19 protein-coding genes are annotated in these 15,563 nt (G+C 68.2%); 16 read left to right on the top strand and 3 right to left on the bottom strand.

Annotated elements, in window-relative coordinates; genetic code table 11:
• Positions 1-8 precede the first annotated feature (8 nt).
• From E1261_RS03670 to E1261_RS03660, 3 genes are all read right to left on the bottom strand, one after another.
• Positions 9-719, bottom strand: coding sequence for an SDR family oxidoreductase (locus E1261_RS03670; protein WP_132401783.1), 711 nt, complete (start codon positions 717-719; stop codon positions 9-11).
• A gap of 25 nt (positions 720-744) precedes the next feature.
• Positions 745-1,635 carry a LysR family transcriptional regulator gene (locus E1261_RS03665; protein WP_132401780.1) on the bottom strand — a complete coding sequence of 297 codons (891 nt, stop codon included), beginning with the start codon at positions 1,633-1,635 and terminating at the stop codon, positions 745-747.
• A gap of 81 nt (positions 1,636-1,716) precedes the next feature.
• Entirely contained in the window at positions 1,717-2,205 is a 489-nt protein-coding gene (locus E1261_RS03660; protein ID WP_132401777.1) for an inorganic diphosphatase, read from the bottom strand.
• 50 nt (positions 2,206-2,255) lie between these two features.
• On the opposite strand from E1261_RS03660, the gene dacB reads away from it, so the two are divergent.
• The 16 genes from dacB (at position 2,256) to E1261_RS03580 (ending at position 15,562) form a co-directional block, all read left to right on the top strand.
• The gene (gene dacB, locus E1261_RS03655; protein ID WP_132401774.1) at positions 2,256-3,587 is read left to right on the top strand and encodes a D-alanyl-D-alanine carboxypeptidase/D-alanyl-D-alanine endopeptidase; all 1,332 of its coding nucleotides are present in this window, start codon (positions 2,256-2,258) and stop codon (positions 3,585-3,587) included.
• Between the two features lie 28 nt (positions 3,588-3,615).
• On the top strand, positions 3,616-4,710 hold the full coding sequence (locus tag E1261_RS03650) for a zinc-dependent metalloprotease (protein ID WP_132401771.1): 1,095 nt from the start codon (positions 3,616-3,618) through the stop codon (positions 4,708-4,710).
• Positions 4,682-5,743 carry a tRNA lysidine(34) synthetase TilS gene (tilS, locus tag E1261_RS03645; RefSeq protein WP_132401768.1) on the top strand — a complete coding sequence of 354 codons (1,062 nt, stop codon included), beginning with the start codon at positions 4,682-4,684 and terminating at the stop codon, positions 5,741-5,743. The genes E1261_RS03650 and tilS overlap by 29 nt, the downstream gene beginning before the upstream one ends.
• A 5-nt stretch (positions 5,744-5,748) precedes the next feature.
• Positions 5,749-6,300 (top strand): hypoxanthine phosphoribosyltransferase, encoded by a 552-nt coding sequence (gene hpt, locus E1261_RS03640; protein WP_132401765.1) that lies wholly within the window; start codon positions 5,749-5,751, stop codon positions 6,298-6,300.
• A 157-nt stretch (positions 6,301-6,457) separates the two neighbouring features.
• Positions 6,458-8,497, top strand: coding sequence for an ATP-dependent zinc metalloprotease FtsH (gene ftsH / locus E1261_RS03635; RefSeq protein ID WP_132401762.1), 2,040 nt, complete (start codon positions 6,458-6,460; stop codon positions 8,495-8,497).
• A gap of 61 nt (positions 8,498-8,558) precedes the next feature.
• Positions 8,559-9,131: a GTP cyclohydrolase I FolE gene (gene folE / locus E1261_RS03630; protein WP_132401758.1), complete on the top strand. Its 573-nt coding sequence runs from the start codon at positions 8,559-8,561 to the stop codon at positions 9,129-9,131.
• Positions 9,132-9,164: 33 nt separating this feature from the next.
• The gene (locus E1261_RS03625; protein ID WP_132401755.1) at positions 9,165-9,398 is read left to right on the top strand and encodes a type II toxin-antitoxin system Phd/YefM family antitoxin; all 234 of its coding nucleotides are present in this window, start codon (positions 9,165-9,167) and stop codon (positions 9,396-9,398) included.
• Positions 9,399-9,550: 152 nt separating this feature from the next.
• Positions 9,551-10,705 carry a S1 family peptidase gene (locus tag E1261_RS03620; RefSeq protein ID WP_132401752.1) on the top strand — a complete coding sequence of 385 codons (1,155 nt, stop codon included), beginning with the start codon at positions 9,551-9,553 and terminating at the stop codon, positions 10,703-10,705.
• A 97-nt stretch (positions 10,706-10,802) separates the two neighbouring features.
• The gene (folP, locus tag E1261_RS03615) at positions 10,803-11,600 is read left to right on the top strand and encodes a dihydropteroate synthase (RefSeq protein WP_132401866.1); all 798 of its coding nucleotides are present in this window, start codon (positions 10,803-10,805) and stop codon (positions 11,598-11,600) included.
• Entirely contained in the window at positions 11,597-12,070 is a 474-nt protein-coding gene (locus tag E1261_RS03610; protein WP_238175990.1) for a nuclear transport factor 2 family protein, read from the top strand. The genes folP and E1261_RS03610 overlap by 4 nt, the downstream gene beginning before the upstream one ends.
• Positions 12,067-12,456 carry a dihydroneopterin aldolase gene (folB, locus tag E1261_RS03605; RefSeq protein WP_132401749.1) on the top strand — a complete coding sequence of 130 codons (390 nt, stop codon included), beginning with the start codon at positions 12,067-12,069 and terminating at the stop codon, positions 12,454-12,456. Before E1261_RS03610 ends, folB begins: the two co-directional genes overlap by 4 nt.
• The gene (gene folK / locus E1261_RS03600; RefSeq protein ID WP_132401746.1) at positions 12,453-13,010 is read left to right on the top strand and encodes a 2-amino-4-hydroxy-6-hydroxymethyldihydropteridine diphosphokinase; all 558 of its coding nucleotides are present in this window, start codon (positions 12,453-12,455) and stop codon (positions 13,008-13,010) included. The genes folB and folK overlap by 4 nt, the downstream gene beginning before the upstream one ends.
• Positions 13,010-13,531, top strand: coding sequence for a DUF3180 domain-containing protein (locus E1261_RS03595; RefSeq protein ID WP_132401743.1), 522 nt, complete (start codon positions 13,010-13,012; stop codon positions 13,529-13,531). Before folK ends, E1261_RS03595 begins: the two co-directional genes overlap by 1 nt.
• Positions 13,532-13,542: 11 nt before the next feature.
• Complete coding sequence (locus E1261_RS03590) at positions 13,543-13,983, top strand: hypothetical protein (protein WP_132401740.1); 441 nt, start codon at positions 13,543-13,545, stop codon at positions 13,981-13,983.
• Between the two features lie 42 nt (positions 13,984-14,025).
• The gene (locus tag E1261_RS03585; RefSeq protein ID WP_132401737.1) at positions 14,026-14,808 is read left to right on the top strand and encodes an inositol monophosphatase family protein; all 783 of its coding nucleotides are present in this window, start codon (positions 14,026-14,028) and stop codon (positions 14,806-14,808) included.
• A 22-nt stretch (positions 14,809-14,830) separates the two neighbouring features.
• Positions 14,831-15,562 (top strand): NADPH-dependent F420 reductase, encoded by a 732-nt coding sequence (locus tag E1261_RS03580; protein ID WP_272948546.1) that lies wholly within the window; start codon positions 14,831-14,833, stop codon positions 15,560-15,562.
• Position 15,563: the final 1 nt, after the last annotated feature.

Here is a 15,563-nt window from a genome sequence, read left to right as displayed (position 1 = left end):
TCGCAAACCTAGACCAGCCGGTGTCCGCCGTCGGCGTGCAGGACGGTGCCAGTGATGAATCCATTGCGTAGCAGGGCGATGATCGCGTCCGCGATGTCCTGGGTGCGACCGATGCGCCCGGCCGGCAGGCGGGCCGCCATCGCGGCCAGAGTAGCTGGGGCGGCGTCGCCCGCGACGTCCTGCCAGATCGGGGTGTCCACCCAGCCCGGCGACACCACGTTGACCCGCAACGGCGCAAGCTCGACCGCCAGTGCCGCGGCCAGCGAGGCGAGCGCTCCGTTGAGTGCCGCTAGCAACGATGCACCCGGTCCCGGCCGGTACGCCGCGATCCCCGAGGTGAACACGATCGACCCGCCAGGTTCGAGTGCTGGCGCGGCATGCTTGGCGAGCAGTAGCGGGCCCAACAACTTGGAGCCGATCGCCGGGCGGGCCGAGTTCACGTCGTACGCCCTGATCGGCTGGTAGGCGCCGCGGATATCGGCGGCCGTGCTGACGACGTGGTCGATCCGGCCGGTCGTCGCGAAGAGTCTCGCGATGTCCTCCTCGACCAGAAGATCCATCGCGACGGTCTGTACGCCGAGTTCGCGCCGGACCGCGGCGAGCCGTTCGACGGAACGCCCGGCCACGGTCACTTCGCTGCCCTGGGCAACGAGTTCGGCCGCGAGCGCGCGGCCCATGCCGGAGCTCCCGCCGACGATGACTACATGTTCTTTGCGCATGTCCTCGAGCCAACCAGGACGGTCGTCAGTCCTCCATGACTTGTTGCCTCACGGGCGTTAGCCCCGGGCTAACGGTCATTGCCTGCAGCACCGGGTTGTCCGAGTCGGTGCGCCAGATCGCGGCGTACCGGGTGACCAGCGGGCGGCCCTGCAATGGGCGCCACACGACATCAGCGGTCGCCGCGCGCCGGGAGCCGAGGCTGATCGCGGATCGCCGTACCAGCAATGCCGAGCGGAGCTGTGAATGGCTCATCGTGATATCGCTCAAGCGCAGGTCGCCGCCCAGTCGCTGCAACGAGTCGTCGTGGAACTCGGGCGCCGTCGCGCGCGGGATCCAGATCAGCTCCAGTCCGGCCAGGTCGTCGGCCGTCAGTTCGGTGGTGCTCGCTAGGGGATGGGCGGCGACCATCAGTACGCCGATCTCCTCCTCTGCCAGCCACTCCGAAGTCGTTGCTGGTGGCAACGTCAGTGGCATCCGAACCAGTCCGAGATCGATCTCACCCGCTGCGAGCATGCGGACCTGCTCAGTGGTGGTGCCTGCCTCCAGCGTGACCGTGCTCTCCGGGAACCGCTCGGCCGCAAGCTGTTCGAGGGCCGCCGGCAACCATCCAGGTACGCCGTTCAGCAGTCCGAGCCGCAGTACCGGTTCGTCCAGCCCAGCGGCCCGGCGCGTGTCCTTCACCGCCAGCCCGGCCGCCTGGAGCGTCTCCCGCGCACGAGCCAGGAAGACCTGGCCCGCCGGGTTCAGCTCGACACCCCGGCTGTGCCGGATCAGCAACGTCGTACCGACTTCGCGCTCGAGCTGTTTGATCTGCTGGCTCAGCGTCGGCGTGGAGATGTACAGCCGCTCGGCGGCCCGCCCGAAGTGCAGCTCCTCCGCAACAGCAACGAAGTACCGCATCTGCCGCAGCTCCACGCCTCAACCTTAAGCCGTCGGTCAGCGGGGAATGACGAACCGCCGGCACCGTGGTGGCGGGCCGGCGGTCAGGTGTAGCGGTTAGTGGCCTTCGGCCTTCAGGCGCTCGAAGGAGGCCTTGATCTCGGCCTCGGCGTCGGCGCGACCGACCCAGGTTGCGCCCTCGACGGACTTGCCTGGCTCGAGGTCCTTGTAGACCTCGAAGAAGTGCTGGATCTCGAGGCGGTCGAACTCCGGCACGTGGTGGATGTCGCGCAGGTGCTCCTGGCGCGGGTCACCGGCGGGGACGCAGAGGACCTTGTCGTCCGGGCCCTTCTCGTCGGTCATCCGGAACATGCCGATCGCCCGCGCCTTGATCAGGCAACCGGGGAAGGTCGGCTCGGAGAGCAGCACCAGCGCATCCAGGGGATCGCCGTCCTGACCCAGCGTCTCCTCGATGAAGCCGTAGTCGGACGGGTACTGAGTGGCCGTGAACAGGGTGCGGTCGAGCCGCAGCCGGTTCGTCTTGTGGTCCAGCTCGTACTTGTTGCGGGTGCCCTTGGGGATCTCGATGAAGACGTCGAACTCCATACGGCAGATACTGTCACGGTTCGGACCGACCAAATGACAGGAGCAGCCCGGTGGCCCGTCCTCCTCGTGCGGCGTTCGTCACGCTGCTCGCCTCGACCCTGTGTCTCGGGCTGGCGGGCGGCGCGAGCGCCGTACCGGTATCTGCTCCCGCAGTGCTCGCTCCGGCGGCGCCGGAGGGTGCGGCGCCGACTACTGCGGGTGTGCAGAAGGCGCTGGCCGGAGTCCTCGCGGACCCGTCGCTGGGCAAGCACCGGGGTGTCTACGTGTACGACGTCGACCGCGGCAAGGTGGTCTTCTCGACCGGTACGGCGACGCCGTACACGCCTGCGTCGACTCTGAAGCTGCTGACCACGGTGTCGGCGCTGGCTGCGCTCGGCCCGGAGCACCGGTTCACTACGAAGGTGGTGAGCGCCGGCAAGGGGTCGATCGTGCTCGTCGGTGGCGGTGACCCGCTGCTGACCGCCAAGCCGTCGGCGCAGGACTACCCGACCCGCGCCACGCTGGCGGCGCTGGCTGCGAGTACGGCGAAGGCTCTGAAGGCGCAGGGTGTTACCAGCGTCACCCTCGGGTACGACGCTTCCCTGTTCACCGGTCCGGCCGGGAACGCGAAGTGGGAGCCGAACTACCTGCCCGAAGGTATTGCCGCGCGGACGTCGGCGCTGTGGGTGGACCAGGGGCGCCTCTCGAAGGGGATGTCCAAGCGGGCGGACTCGCCCTCGCAGGCCGCAGCGGTCGCCTTCAGCAAGCTGCTGGTCGCCAATGGGGTCAAGGTCGCGGGTGCTGCGAAGCCGAAGATCGCACCGGCCGGCGCCGCGGCGCTGGCGAAGGTGGCGTCGCCGACGGTCGGTCAGATCGTCGAGTACGTGAACCTGCACAGCGACAACGACGGAGCCGAGGTGCTGCTGCGTCAGGTCGGGCTGGCGACGAAGAACGGTGGCTCGTACACCGGTGGTGTCACTGGGCTCGAGGAGACGCTCACCAAGCTCGGACTGAACGTTGGCAAGGCACAGATCTACGACGGTAGTGGTCTGGCCCGGTCGAACAAGGTCCCGCTCGATCTGCTGGCCGGTGCGGTCCGGGTGGCTGCTTCTAAGGACCACCCGGAGCTGCGGCACCTTCTGACCGGGCTGCCGATCGCAGGCTTCAGCGGTTCGCTTGAAGACCGCTTCGGCTCCGGCAGTGCAGGCCCTGGGACCGGACTGGTCCGGGCGAAGACCGGCACGCTGACTGGGGTGCACAGCCTGGCCGGAATGGTCCGGACGCGGAGCGGCACGCTGCTGGCCTTCGCTGTGGCGAGCGACAGCGTTCCTGTGCCCAAGACACTCGACGCTCGGGCCGCACTGGACAGAGCAGCCGCTGCACTGGCCAACTGCGGGTGCTGAGGCTTGCTCCTGGGACTAGGGTCGACTTATGAGTACGGCGGACGGCGATACTGCGGCTGAGATGGTCGATTGGCAGCTGGCGACCGGTGTGGCGCGCAAGCTGCTGCGCCCGGGCCCGGTGGTCAGCCGGGCCGAGGCGGACCAGGTGGTCGCCGAGCTGCGCCAGTTCGCGGCGGACTCCGAGCACCACGTGCGCGACTTCACCGGACTGCAGGCCACATCGGCCACTGCGCCAGTGGTGATCGTGGACCGGCCCGGCTGGGTCCAGGCGAACGCGGACGGCTTCCGGACCGTGATGCAGCCGCTGGCGGACAAGCTGCGCGAGAAGGCCGAGCGGACCGGTGGGCTGTCATCTGCAGTCGGCTCCCGGGTGACCGCGATCGAGGCCGGTGCGCTGCTGGCGTTCCTGTCGTCTCGCGTGCTCGGTCAGTTCGACCCGTTCTACCCGTCGGAGCCAGACCCGGCTCGTCCTGACCTCACCGGCCGGTTGCTGCTGGTGGCTCCGAACGTGATGCAGGTCGAGACCGAGCTGGGCGTCGTACCGCGGGACTTCCGGTTGTGGGTGTGCCTGCACGAGGAGACGCACCGGGTGCAGTTCACCGCGGTTCCGTGGCTGCGGGATCACCTGCGCTCCGAGATCGGGCTGTTCCTCGACCAGGCAGAGCTGGACGCATCGGCGTACGCGGCGATGTTCCGGGAGGCCGTGCAGAGGCTCGGGCGGTCGGTGCGCGGTGAGGCCGACCTGAGCCTGGTCGACCTGATGCAGTCGCCGGAGCAGCGTGCTGTGCTGGACCGGCTGACCGCAGTCATGTCGTTGCTGGAGGGCCATGCGGACTTCGTGATGGACGGGGTCGGGCCGTCGGTGATTCCGACGGTGGACGCCATCCGGTCGAAGTTCACCTCCCGGCGCCAGGGCGGGAACCCGGTGGACCAGCTGCTGAAGAAGCTGCTCGGGCTGGACGCGAAGCTGAAGCAGTACAAGGACGGCGCCGCGTTCGTACGGCGCGTGGTGGAGCAGGTCGGCATGGACGGGTTCAACCGGGTCTGGACCGGGCCGAACACGCTGCCCACCAAGAACGAGATCGCGAACCCCGATGCCTGGGTCAGTCGACTCCACGGCTGAGGCCGGCGGCAGCACTGCCGAGGAGCTGGTCGCTGAGCGTCGCGGCCGGCTGCATCCTGCGATCGCCCGTACCCGTGAGGCGGTGCGGTCCGCCCTGTCCGACCTGCCTGCCGGAACGACCGCACTGGTCGCCTGCTCCGGTGGGACCGATTCACTCGCGCTGGCTGCGGCAACTGCGTTTGAGGCGCCGAAGCTAGGGCTGCGGGCAGGTGCCGTCGTCGTCGACCACGGTCTGCAGCCGGACTCCGCACGGACTGCGGAGATCGCTGCGGAGCAGTGTCGCGGGGTGGGGCTCGATCCGGTCCAGGTCCGCGCGGTAGAGGTCGGCCGCGAGGGCGGACCGGAGGGTGCGGCCCGAACAGCCCGGTACGACGCTCTGCGGGCGGCTGCTGACGAGTTCGCGGCGGACGTCGTACTGCTGGCGCATACGCGGGACGACCAGGCTGAGACTGTCTTACTGGGGCTGGGGCGCGGTTCTGGGGCCAGATCGCTCGCTGGGATGGCCGCAGTCGCCGGACTGCTCCGGCGGCCGTTCCTGGAGGTTCCACGCGCCACCACGGCCGCTGCCTGTATCGCGGCCGGCCTGCGGCCCTGGCATGACCCGCACAACGACGATCCGACGTACACGCGCGTCCGGGTCCGCCACGAGGTGCTTCCGGTGCTCGAAGAGGCACTGGGGCCCGGCGTGGTCGAGGCGCTCGCCCGGACGGCCGGACTGCTCCGGGCGGACGCCGACGCCCTCGACATGCTGGCGGCAGACCTCGCGGAGACGGCAGTACGCCGTACTGACGGAGAGGTGCTGTGTGACGTCGGAATGGTCGCCGACGAGCCCGCAGCACTCCGCACGCGTGTCCTGCGTCAGGCTGCCCTGGAGGCCGGCTCCCGAGCCACGGACCTGAACGCCGGCCACGTCGCAGCCGTCGACGCGCTCATCACCGACTGGCGCGGCCAGCGCTGGATCGACCTGCCCCAAGGCATCCGCGCCATCCGTCGAGGCGGATTCATAATCTTCGGTCCTGATGTGACAGGCTGATCCCCGTGGATGCGGCGGACATCGAGAAGGACCTGACCCAGATCCATTACACCGAGGACCAGATCCTGGCGAAGCTGCGGGAACTGGCCGGTCGGATCGAGGCGGACTACGAGGGCAAGGACCTGCTGCTGGTAGGCGTTCTGCGCGGTGCGGTGATGGTGATGGCCGACCTGGCCCGCTCCTTCACGCGGCACGTGGAGATGGACTGGATGGCGATCTCGTCGTACGGGTCGGGCACCAAGTCGTCCGGTGTGGTCCGGATCCAGAAGGACCTGGACACCGACATCACCAACCGGCACGTGCTGATCGTCGAGGACATCATCGACACCGGCCTGACGCTGAGCTGGCTGGTCAGCAACCTGGAGTCGCGCAAGCCGGCCTCGCTGGAGCTGTGCACGGCGTTCGTGAAGCCGGGCGCGGCCAAGATGCAGGTCCCGGTGAAGTACGTCGGGCTGGAGCTCCCGGACGAGTTCGTCGTCGGCTACGGCCTCGACTACGCGGAGAAGTACCGGAACCTGCGGTGTGTGGCGACGCTGGCGCCGCACGTCTACTCCTGAACTTGGTGACAGCCTGTACAACAGGTCGTACGGTCTATCGGTGACCCTCGTGGTCGGCAGGCTTGCCCGGCACGAGACACTTGGACTGGTAGTACCGTCTCAAGCCCGCGAAACCCGGGCCTGCCGAGCTAGGAGGGACGGGGCGTAGGCCTCGATCATGGACGTGAAGCGCATCTTCCGCGGACCCCTGTTCTGGATCATCCTCGCCTTCCTGGGCGTGCTGGTGATCGGACAGCTCCTGACCGGCTCGTCCGGCTACAAGACCCAGCCGACCGGTGAGGTCGTCAAGGTGATCAAGCAGGCCACCGACGCCCCGGCCGGCGAGAAGGTGATCAAGACCGTCACGCTGGTCGACCCGAACCAGGAGATCCGGCTCGAGAAGACCGACGGCACCAAGATCCGGGCGTTCTGGGTGGACGGCCAGGCGAACTCGCTGGGCGCGTCGCTGCAGGACCTCTACCAGAACGGCAAGGTCGAGAAGTACAACGTCGAGAACCCGAAGCCGAGTTTCATCGGCCAGGTGTTCCAGACGCTGATCCCGTTCCTGCTGATCGCCGTGGTCTTCATCTTCCTGATGAACTCGATGCAGGGTGGTGGCTCGCGGGTGATGAGCTTCGCCAAGTCGAAGGCCAAGCTGATCACCAAGGACACCCCGAAGACCACGTTCGCCGACGTGGCCGGCTGTGACGAGGCGATCGAGGAACTCGGCGAGATCAAGGAGTTCCTCCAGGAGCCCGGCAAGTTCCAGGCCGTCGGCGCCAAGATCCCCAAGGGCGTGCTGCTCTACGGCCAGCCCGGTACCGGTAAGACCCTGCTGGCCCGCGCGGTCGCGGGTGAGGCCGGCGTGCCGTTCTACTCGATCTCCGGTTCGGACTTCGTCGAGATGTTCGTCGGTGTCGGTGCCTCCCGGGTCCGCGACCTGTTCGAGCAGGCCAAGACCAACGCGCCGGCGATCGTCTTCATCGACGAGATCGACGCCGTCGGCCGGCACCGTGGCGCCGGTATGGGCGGCGGCCACGACGAGCGCGAGCAGACGCTGAACCAGCTGCTGGTCGAGATGGACGGCTTCGACGTCCGCGGCGGAGTGATCCTGATCGCGGCCACCAACCGGCCCGACGTACTGGACCCGGCCCTGCTGCGGCCCGGCCGCTTCGACCGGCAGATCGCCGTCGACGCGCCGGACCTGCCGGGCCGTGAGCAGATCCTGAAGGTGCACTCCCGGGGCAAGCCGATGTCGCAGGACGTCGACCTCCGGGCAGTGGCCCGCCGGACGCCGGGCTTCACCGGTGCCGACCTGGCCAACGTGCTGAACGAGGCGGCCCTGCTGACCGCCCGCTCGAACATGCAGGTGATCGACAGCAAGGCGCTGGACGAGGCGATCGACCGCGTGATCGCGGGCCCGCAACGTCGTACCCGCTTGATGTCGGACAAGGAGAAGGTGCTCACGGCGTACCACGAGGGCGGACACGCCCTGGTCGCCGCGGCGCTGCCGCACTCCGACCCGGTGCACAAGGTGACGATCCTGCCGCGCGGCCGGGCCCTCGGATACACGATGGTGCTGCCGGACGAGGACAAGTACTCGACCACCCGGTCGGAGATGCTCGACAAGCTGGCCTACATGCTCGGTGGCCGTGCTGCCGAGGAGATGGTCTTCCACGACCCGACCACCGGTGCCAGCAACGACATCGAGAAGGCGTCGGCCCTGGCCCGCGCGATGGTCACGCAGTACGGCATGACCGAGCGGCTGGGCGCGATCAAGTTCGGCTCGGACGGCAGTGAGCCGTTCCTGGGCCGCGACTTCGGCAGCCAGCGCAACTACTCCGAGGAGATCGCGGCCGCGGTCGACGAAGAGGTCGGCAAGCTGATCCTGAACGCGCACCAGGAGGCCTTCGACATCCTGGTCGAGAACCGCGTCGTGCTGGATCACCTGGTCGAGGAGCTCCTGGAGAAGGAGACCCTGGACAAGGGCCAGATCGCCGAGATCTTCGGTCCGATCGTCAAGAAGGAGCGCCGGCCGGCCTGGACCGGGTCCGCGACCCGGATCCCGTCCGACCAGCCGCCGGTGATGCCGCTGCCGTCCCCGGCCGAGCAGAACGGCTCACTGTCCGACGTACTGCCCGGTGGTTCGGTCGGTCCGGACGAGGCCGTGAAGCCGCCGAACTACGGTGGCGGCCCGACCCCGCCGATGCACGAGTGATCTGAGCGCCAAAAGCCCCGCCATCCGCAAGGTTGGCGGGGCTTCTGCTTACGCTGACCGAATGACGTCACCGAAGTTCGACCATGCGCGGGCCGAACGCGCTGTCCGGGAGCTGCTGTTCGCGATCGGGGAGGACCCGGACCGCGACGGGCTGCGGGAGACGCCGGCCCGGGTGGCGCGCTCGTACGCCGAGATCACCGCCGGGCTGGGTCAGCGCGCCGAGGACGTGCTCAGTACGACGTTCGAGCTCGAGCACGACGAGATGGTCCTGGTGAAGGACATCGAGGTCTGGAGCGTCTGTGAGCACCACCTGGTGCCGTTCACCGGCGTCGCCCACGTCGGCTACATCCCGAACCGGGACGGCCGGATCACCGGCCTGTCCAAACTCGCCCGCCTGGTCGACGTCTACGCCAAACGCCCCCAGGTCCAGGAACGCCTCACCACCCAGATCGCCGAGTCCCTGGTCGAACTCCTCGAACCCCGCGGCGTCATCGTCGTGATCGAGTGCGAACACCTCTGCATGACCATGCGCGGCGTCCGCAAAGCCGGCGCCAAAACCATCACCTCCGCCGTCCGCGGCCAGCTCCGCAACCCCGTCACCCGAGCCGAAGCCATGAGCCTCATCGTCGGCTGAGTGGCGCAATAGCTTGATCGCGAGAAAGGACAGATGGTGATCTCGGCTGCTGCCGCGCGTAAGGACCTGCTTGGGCTGATTGCACGGGTGAACGCCGACCGAACGCCGATCGAGATCACCTCGGAGGCAGGCGACGCCGTACTGCTGTCGCTCGAGGAGTACCGGGCTCTGGTGGAAACCGGTCACCTCCTGCGGTCGCCCGCGAACGCATTCCGGCTGCTGGAGAGCCTGCAGCAGGCCCGAAGAGCCACCTCTGCGAGCCTGTGAGCCATCCCGTCAGGCGGGGCGCGTAGCTCCTTCGGGTCTCGGTCGTTGGGATTGTGAGCTGGTAGCTGTGGACATTCCGTTCCGATGCGTTTACTTTCCGTAAGGGCGTTCGTTCGACGGGGACCGGGCGCCGGCGGTGAGGAGGACAAGGAATGTCGGGGCGTTATCGGGTCGGCGCCGCACTCGCCGGCGCAGCTGTACTGACTGCCGCCGGACTGGTGGCGGCCAACTGGGCCACTGCGGATGACGCCAAGCGTCAGGTGGTGGACGGGCCGCGGGTGGAGCCGACGAAGTTGGTCGGGCCGGCCGCGAAATCTTCGGTGACGGCCGAGGCGCTGGAGACCGAGCTCGGGTCGCGGGCGATCGGTAGTTACTACGACAGCGCCGGTGACCTGGTGGTCGCGGTGTCGGATGCGGCGACGGCCGAGCTGGTCCGGGCCGCTGGAGCGGTTCCGAAGTTGGTGCGCTTCACCGCCTCCGAGCTGAACTCCGTGCAGGCCGAGCTGAACCGGCTGGCCGTCAAGTCGCGGCCCGGCAAGGTGCGCTCCTGGTACGTCGATCCGATCAGCGGCACGGTCGTGGTGAGCGTCCCGAAGGGGGCGCGCGATGTGCTCACCGAGCGGTTCCTGGAGCGGGCCAAGCGACACGGCGACCAGGTCACGGTGCGGACGGTCTACGGCAAGGTGGTCCCGACGGCTGACGACTTCAGCCTGCGCGGCGGCCTCCAGGTCGACAAGAACACCGGCTATGTCTGCTCGCTCGGCTTCAACGCCCGCAGCAGCAAGGGCACCCGGGTCTTCCTGACCGCCGGCCACTGCACCAACGGCAAACCGTCGTTCTCGCGCAACGGCTACATCCTGGGGAACACGGTCACCTCGAGCTTCCCGGGGGACGACTTCGGCAGTGTCGACGTGATCGAAGGCTGGGACCAGCAGGGGTACGTCGAGGGCTGGGGTTCCGGCAGCGTCGCGGTGTACGGGACGGCGAGTCCCACGGTCGGATCCGAGCTGTGCAAGTCGGGGAAGAGCACCGGCTGGACCTGCGGCCGGATCGTCGCCAACAACGTGACGGTGAACTACGGCAACAACCGGATCGTCCGCGGCCTGTTCCAGCACACTGCCTGTGTCGAGTCCGGTGACTCCGGCGGTGCCAACATGACCGGCCACTACGCCCAGGGCATCACCAGCGGCGCGGCGCTGATCGACGGCAAGTGCCTGGACAAGTCCAACCGGCCCAACGAGTCCTACTCGCAGCCGATCGAGGAAGCCCTCCGCGGCACCCAGACAAGCCTGGTTCTAGGTAGCTGATTCCTGATGTGTCCGACCCGCCCACTACGGTGGGCGGGTGGGAATCGGTTCGTGGGGTCACGTGGACGGGCTACCGGTGCTGGACCGGAGTCTCGTCATGGGCGTCGTGAACGTGACACCGGACTCGTTCTCCGACGGTGGCGAGTGGTTCGAGCCGGCCGCCGCGATCAAGCACGGGCGGGACTTGCTCGCGGAGGGCGCCGACCTGCTCGACGTGGGTGGTGAGTCGACCCGGCCGGGGGCCGAGCGGCCGTCGCAGGCCGAGGAGATCCGCCGCGTGCTGCCGGTGGTCGAGGCGCTGGCCGCCGAGGGCGCGCTGATCTCGGTCGACACCATGCGCTCCGAGGTCGCCGCGCTGGCCCTCGCCGCGGGCGCCACGATGATCAACGACGTGTCCGCCGGCCAGTCCGACCCGGACATGCTCGCGCTGGTGGCCGAGCGCCGTACTCCGTATGTCGCGATGCACTGGCGTGGCCATTCGATCAACATGCAGAACAAGGCCGAGTACGACGATGTCGTGGCCGAGGTGATCGCGGAGCTGGCCGAGCGGCTGGAGGTGATCCGGGCCGCCGGGGTGGATCTGAACCGGGTCGCCCTCGACCCCGGGCTCGGTTTCGCCAAGAACGCGGACCACAACTGGGAGATCCTGCGGCGGCTGCCGGAATTCGCCGTACTGGGCCGGCCGTTGCTGATCGGTGCGTCCCGCAAGACGTTCCTCGGTAGGCTGCTCGCCGATGAGGAGACCGGTGCACTACGGCCGGCTGTACGACGAGACGACGCGAGCCTGGCCGTGAACGCCCTGGCCGCAGCCGCAGGAGCCTGGTGTGTCCGGGCGCATGTGGTGGCGCCCACCGCGGACGCGGTCCGAGTGGCGAAGAGATGGGGAACCGTATGACGGACGGATCCGGGAGCCCCCGGCCGAGCGAAGGCGCCCGCGGGACGACCGTCGAGGACGTCGTGCTGAACGCCAACACCTCGTTCTACAACGCGTTCGAGGCCGGTGACCTGGATCTGATGGCGGCCGTCTGGCTGCCCGAACCGGACCCGGTCTGTATCCATCCGGGCAACGCCGCCATCTACGGGTACTCCGAGATGATGCGGGCCTGGGCGATGATCTTCGCGAACACGCCGTACATCCAGTTCTTCCTCACCGATGTGCAGGTGCGGGTGGATGAAGACGTGGCATACGTCACGTGTACGGAGAATGTCCTGTCCTCGGGCGACGGTGCTCCGGAAGAAGGTTTCGCGGGTGGCAAGGCGCTCGCGACGAACGTCTTCCGTAAAACTTCGACCGGCTGGCGGTTGTGGATCCACCATGCCTCCCCGGTACTGTCGTCTGGGGGCCAACAGGAGGAGGCGGAATGAGTGGGCCCGTGTCTCCCCCTGACGTGATCGAGATTCGTGGCATTCGCGGCTTTGGACGCCATGGGGTCTTCGATCACGAGCGGGCCGACGGGCAGGAGTTCGTCGTGGACGTCCGGCTGGAGCTGGACACCCGTCCCGCCGCGGCCTCCGACGACCTGGCCGACACCGTGAACTACGGCGTGGTCGCCGAGCAGGTGCATCGAGCGATCGAGAGCGATCCGGTGGACCTGATCGAGACCCTCGCCCAGCGCATCGCCGAGCTGTGTCTCGCCGACCGGCGGGTGACAGCGACCGCGGTGACCATCCACAAACCCTCGGCGCCGATCTCGGTGCCGTTCGACGACGTTGTCCTGACCGTGCAGCGCAGAGCCGGAGAATCCTCGTGACCGAGACCCCAAGTCCTTACGTCATCGACGCGGACACCCTGAGCGGTGGCCTCAAGCCGATTCGCCAGGTGATCCTGTCGCTCGGCAGTAATCTCGGCGACCGTGAGGCGAACCTGCAGGGCGCGATCGACGCGCTGCGGGACACCCCGGACGTCGTCGTGGTCGATGTCTCGCCGGTCTACGAGACCCAGCCGATCGGCGGGCCGGACGAGTCCGGCCCGTACCTGAACGTCGTCCTGCTGGCGGACTCGACCCTGTCGGTCGAGCTGCTGCTGGACCGCGCGCACGCGGTCGAGCAGGCCTTCGGCCGTGAGCGCAGTGTGAAGGGCGCGCCGCGGACGCTGGACGTCGACCTGATCACCTACGGCAAGAAGACGATCGAGTCCGAGGAGCTGACCATCCCGCACCCGCGGGCGCACGAGCGCGCGTTCGTGCTGGCGCCGTGGCTGGACATCGAGCCGGACGCCGTCCTGCTCGGGCACGGCCCGGTCGCGGAGTTGCTGGAGAAGGTCGGCACCGAAGGTGTGACCAAGCTCGATCTCGAGCTCCAGTAGTGGCCTCCGGCGGTCCCGAGTCCGATCGCGCTCCGGGTTCCGGTCAGGAGCCACGGCGTCCGGGCTCGGTCCGGCCGACCTCTCGGCGGCTGCTGGTGGCAATCGCCGTACTGGGTGCCGCGGTCGGTTTCACCATGATCAAGGCGATCGAGGCCGGGGACGGCGTCGCGCCGAACATCTCCTGGCTGACGCTGGTCGCCTGGGCGTTCCTGGCCGCGCTGCTGTTCGCCGCGGCGCGCAACACCCAACAGCGGGTTCAGGTACGGCGGGAGCGGGTCGAACCGCAGCGGGCCGTGTTCCTGTTGCTGATCGGGAAGGCCAGTGCGTTCGTCGGCGCGTTGTGCACCGGTGTGTACGCAGGGTTCGCGTTATCCTTCCTGGGAGGCCTGAGCGCCTCGGGTCCTCGTAACAGAGTGATCATGGCCGGCCTCGCCGCTGTGATCTCGGTGCTGGTCGTCACGGCCGGATTGTTGCTGGAACGTGCGTGTCGTATTCCCGAGGACCCCGACGAGACCGCCTAACATGACGGTCCATGGGGTCAAGGGGTAGCCGCCGTCGAACCAGGACCACAGTTCTCACCGTCGCCAACGCTCTGCTGATCGTTGTCTGCCTCGGTGTCAGCGTTGCGCTGTTCACTCAGAACACCTGGATTCTCCGCGCTGCAGCCATCGCTGCGGTAGCGGTGGCGATTGCTGCCTCGGTGCTGTTCCGCCACCAGTTGCTGGTCGAGCGGCTCGCCCACTCCGACGAACGCGCCCAGGTCGCGCAGGAGTACTCGCGGATCACCAGCGCCCGCGTCGTCGAGAACGCGGAGTTCGTCGACCTGATGCAGCGCCGCCTGGACAAGATCGACGCGCGGCTGGACAAGATCGACGAGGAGGTCGCCACGGTCGTTGCCGCCGGCGACAAACACTCCCAGGCCGACGCCCCGACCGTGGTGGATCTCAAGCTGCGCGGTCTCGCCGCCTCCTGAGATTCGGCAAACGCGTTCCGGCACTCAGGTAGGTTCTGAGGTGTGGATCTCGCTCAGCTGCTGAAAGTCGCCCAGGCTGCCGTCGACCAAGGACGGACAGTGACCGATACCCGGGGACCCGGGACGCTCACGTTCAAGAGTGACCGGGACATGGCGTCCGAGGTCGACTACGCGGTCGAGCGGAAGATCCGGGAGTTCCTGGAGCGCGAGGCGCCGCAGATCGGCATCGAGGGCGAGGAGGAGGGCGGCCCGACCGAGGGCACCCGCTGGGTCCTCGACCCGATCGACGGGACGGTGAACTTCGTCCACGGGATGCCGTTGTGGGCCATCTCACTCGGCCTGATCGTCGACGACCGCGCTGTCCTCGGAGTGATCGACCACCCGGCGCTCGGCACCCGGTACGCCGCCGCCGAGGGTCTCGGCGCGACCTGTAACGGCAAGGCCATCCAGGGCAGCGGCTGTACGACGCTCAACGAGGCCCTGATCGCGATGGGCGACTACGCGATCAGCGAGGACGCGGCCGAGATCAACCCGCGCCGGCTCGAGCTGCACAGCCTGCTCGTCCCGCGCGTGCAGCGGCTGCGCCAGATCGGTACGGCGGCGGCCGCGCTGACGTTCACCGCCAACGGCTTCTTCGACGCGACGATCATGTACTCGAACAAACCGTGGGACACGATGGCCGGCGTCTCGATCTGCCGCGAGGCCGGTCTGCAGGTCCTCGACCTCGACGGCAGCCAGCACTCCCCGGCCTCCCGCGGCACCTTCGCGGTCGCTCCGGCACTCGCCGACGAGCTCACCGAACTGATCGTCCAGGCCGGCGTCTGAAATACCTTCGGCCCTTCGCGAGTTGTCCTTGGGTATGACGACCCTTGGCATCATCGGAAGTGGAAACATCGGGACCGTAGTGGCGAAGCTCGCGGTCGCGGCAGGTATAGACGTCGTACTGGCCAACTCGCGCGGCCCGGAGAGCCTGCGGGAGAAGGCCGCCGAGCTGGGCGTGCGGGCCGGTACGGCGGTTGAGGCCGCCGAGGCGGGGGATGTCGTCGTGGTGACGATCCCGCTCGGCCGGTACGCCGAGATCCCGGTCGAGCCCCTCGCGGGCAAGGTCGTGATCGACACCATGAACTACTACCCGGGCCGCGACGGCCGGATCGAAGAGCTCGACAACGAGACCGTGAAGACCGCCGACCTGCTGCAGCGGCACCTGCCGGAGTCCAAGACGGTCAAGGTCTTCAACAACATCGCAATGGTCCACCTGCTCAACCTGGCCCGGCCTGCCGGTGCCGACGACCGCAGTGCGCTGCCGGTCTCGGGCAACGACGCAGAAGCCCGGAAGACGGTCATCGAGCTGCTGGACAAGCTCGGCTGGGACGCGGTCGAGGTCGGTCCGCTGAGCGAGAGCTGGCGGCACGAGCGCGAGACGCCCGTGTACGTCCACCCCTACCTGTCCGAAGGCAGTTCGCTGGAACGCATCTTCGGCGAGGGCTACAACGACCTCGGCAAGCCCGCCCCCGCCGCCGAGATCGAGAAGCTGATCGCCACCGCCCACCGCCCACCAGTCAAGGACCTGCAGGCCTGAG

Source organism: Kribbella albertanoniae, from assembly GCF_004348455.1.
Taxonomy (GTDB): Bacteria; Actinomycetota; Actinomycetes; order Propionibacteriales; family Kribbellaceae; genus Kribbella; species Kribbella albertanoniae.
This window is presented reverse-complemented; position numbering and strand designations above follow the sequence as displayed.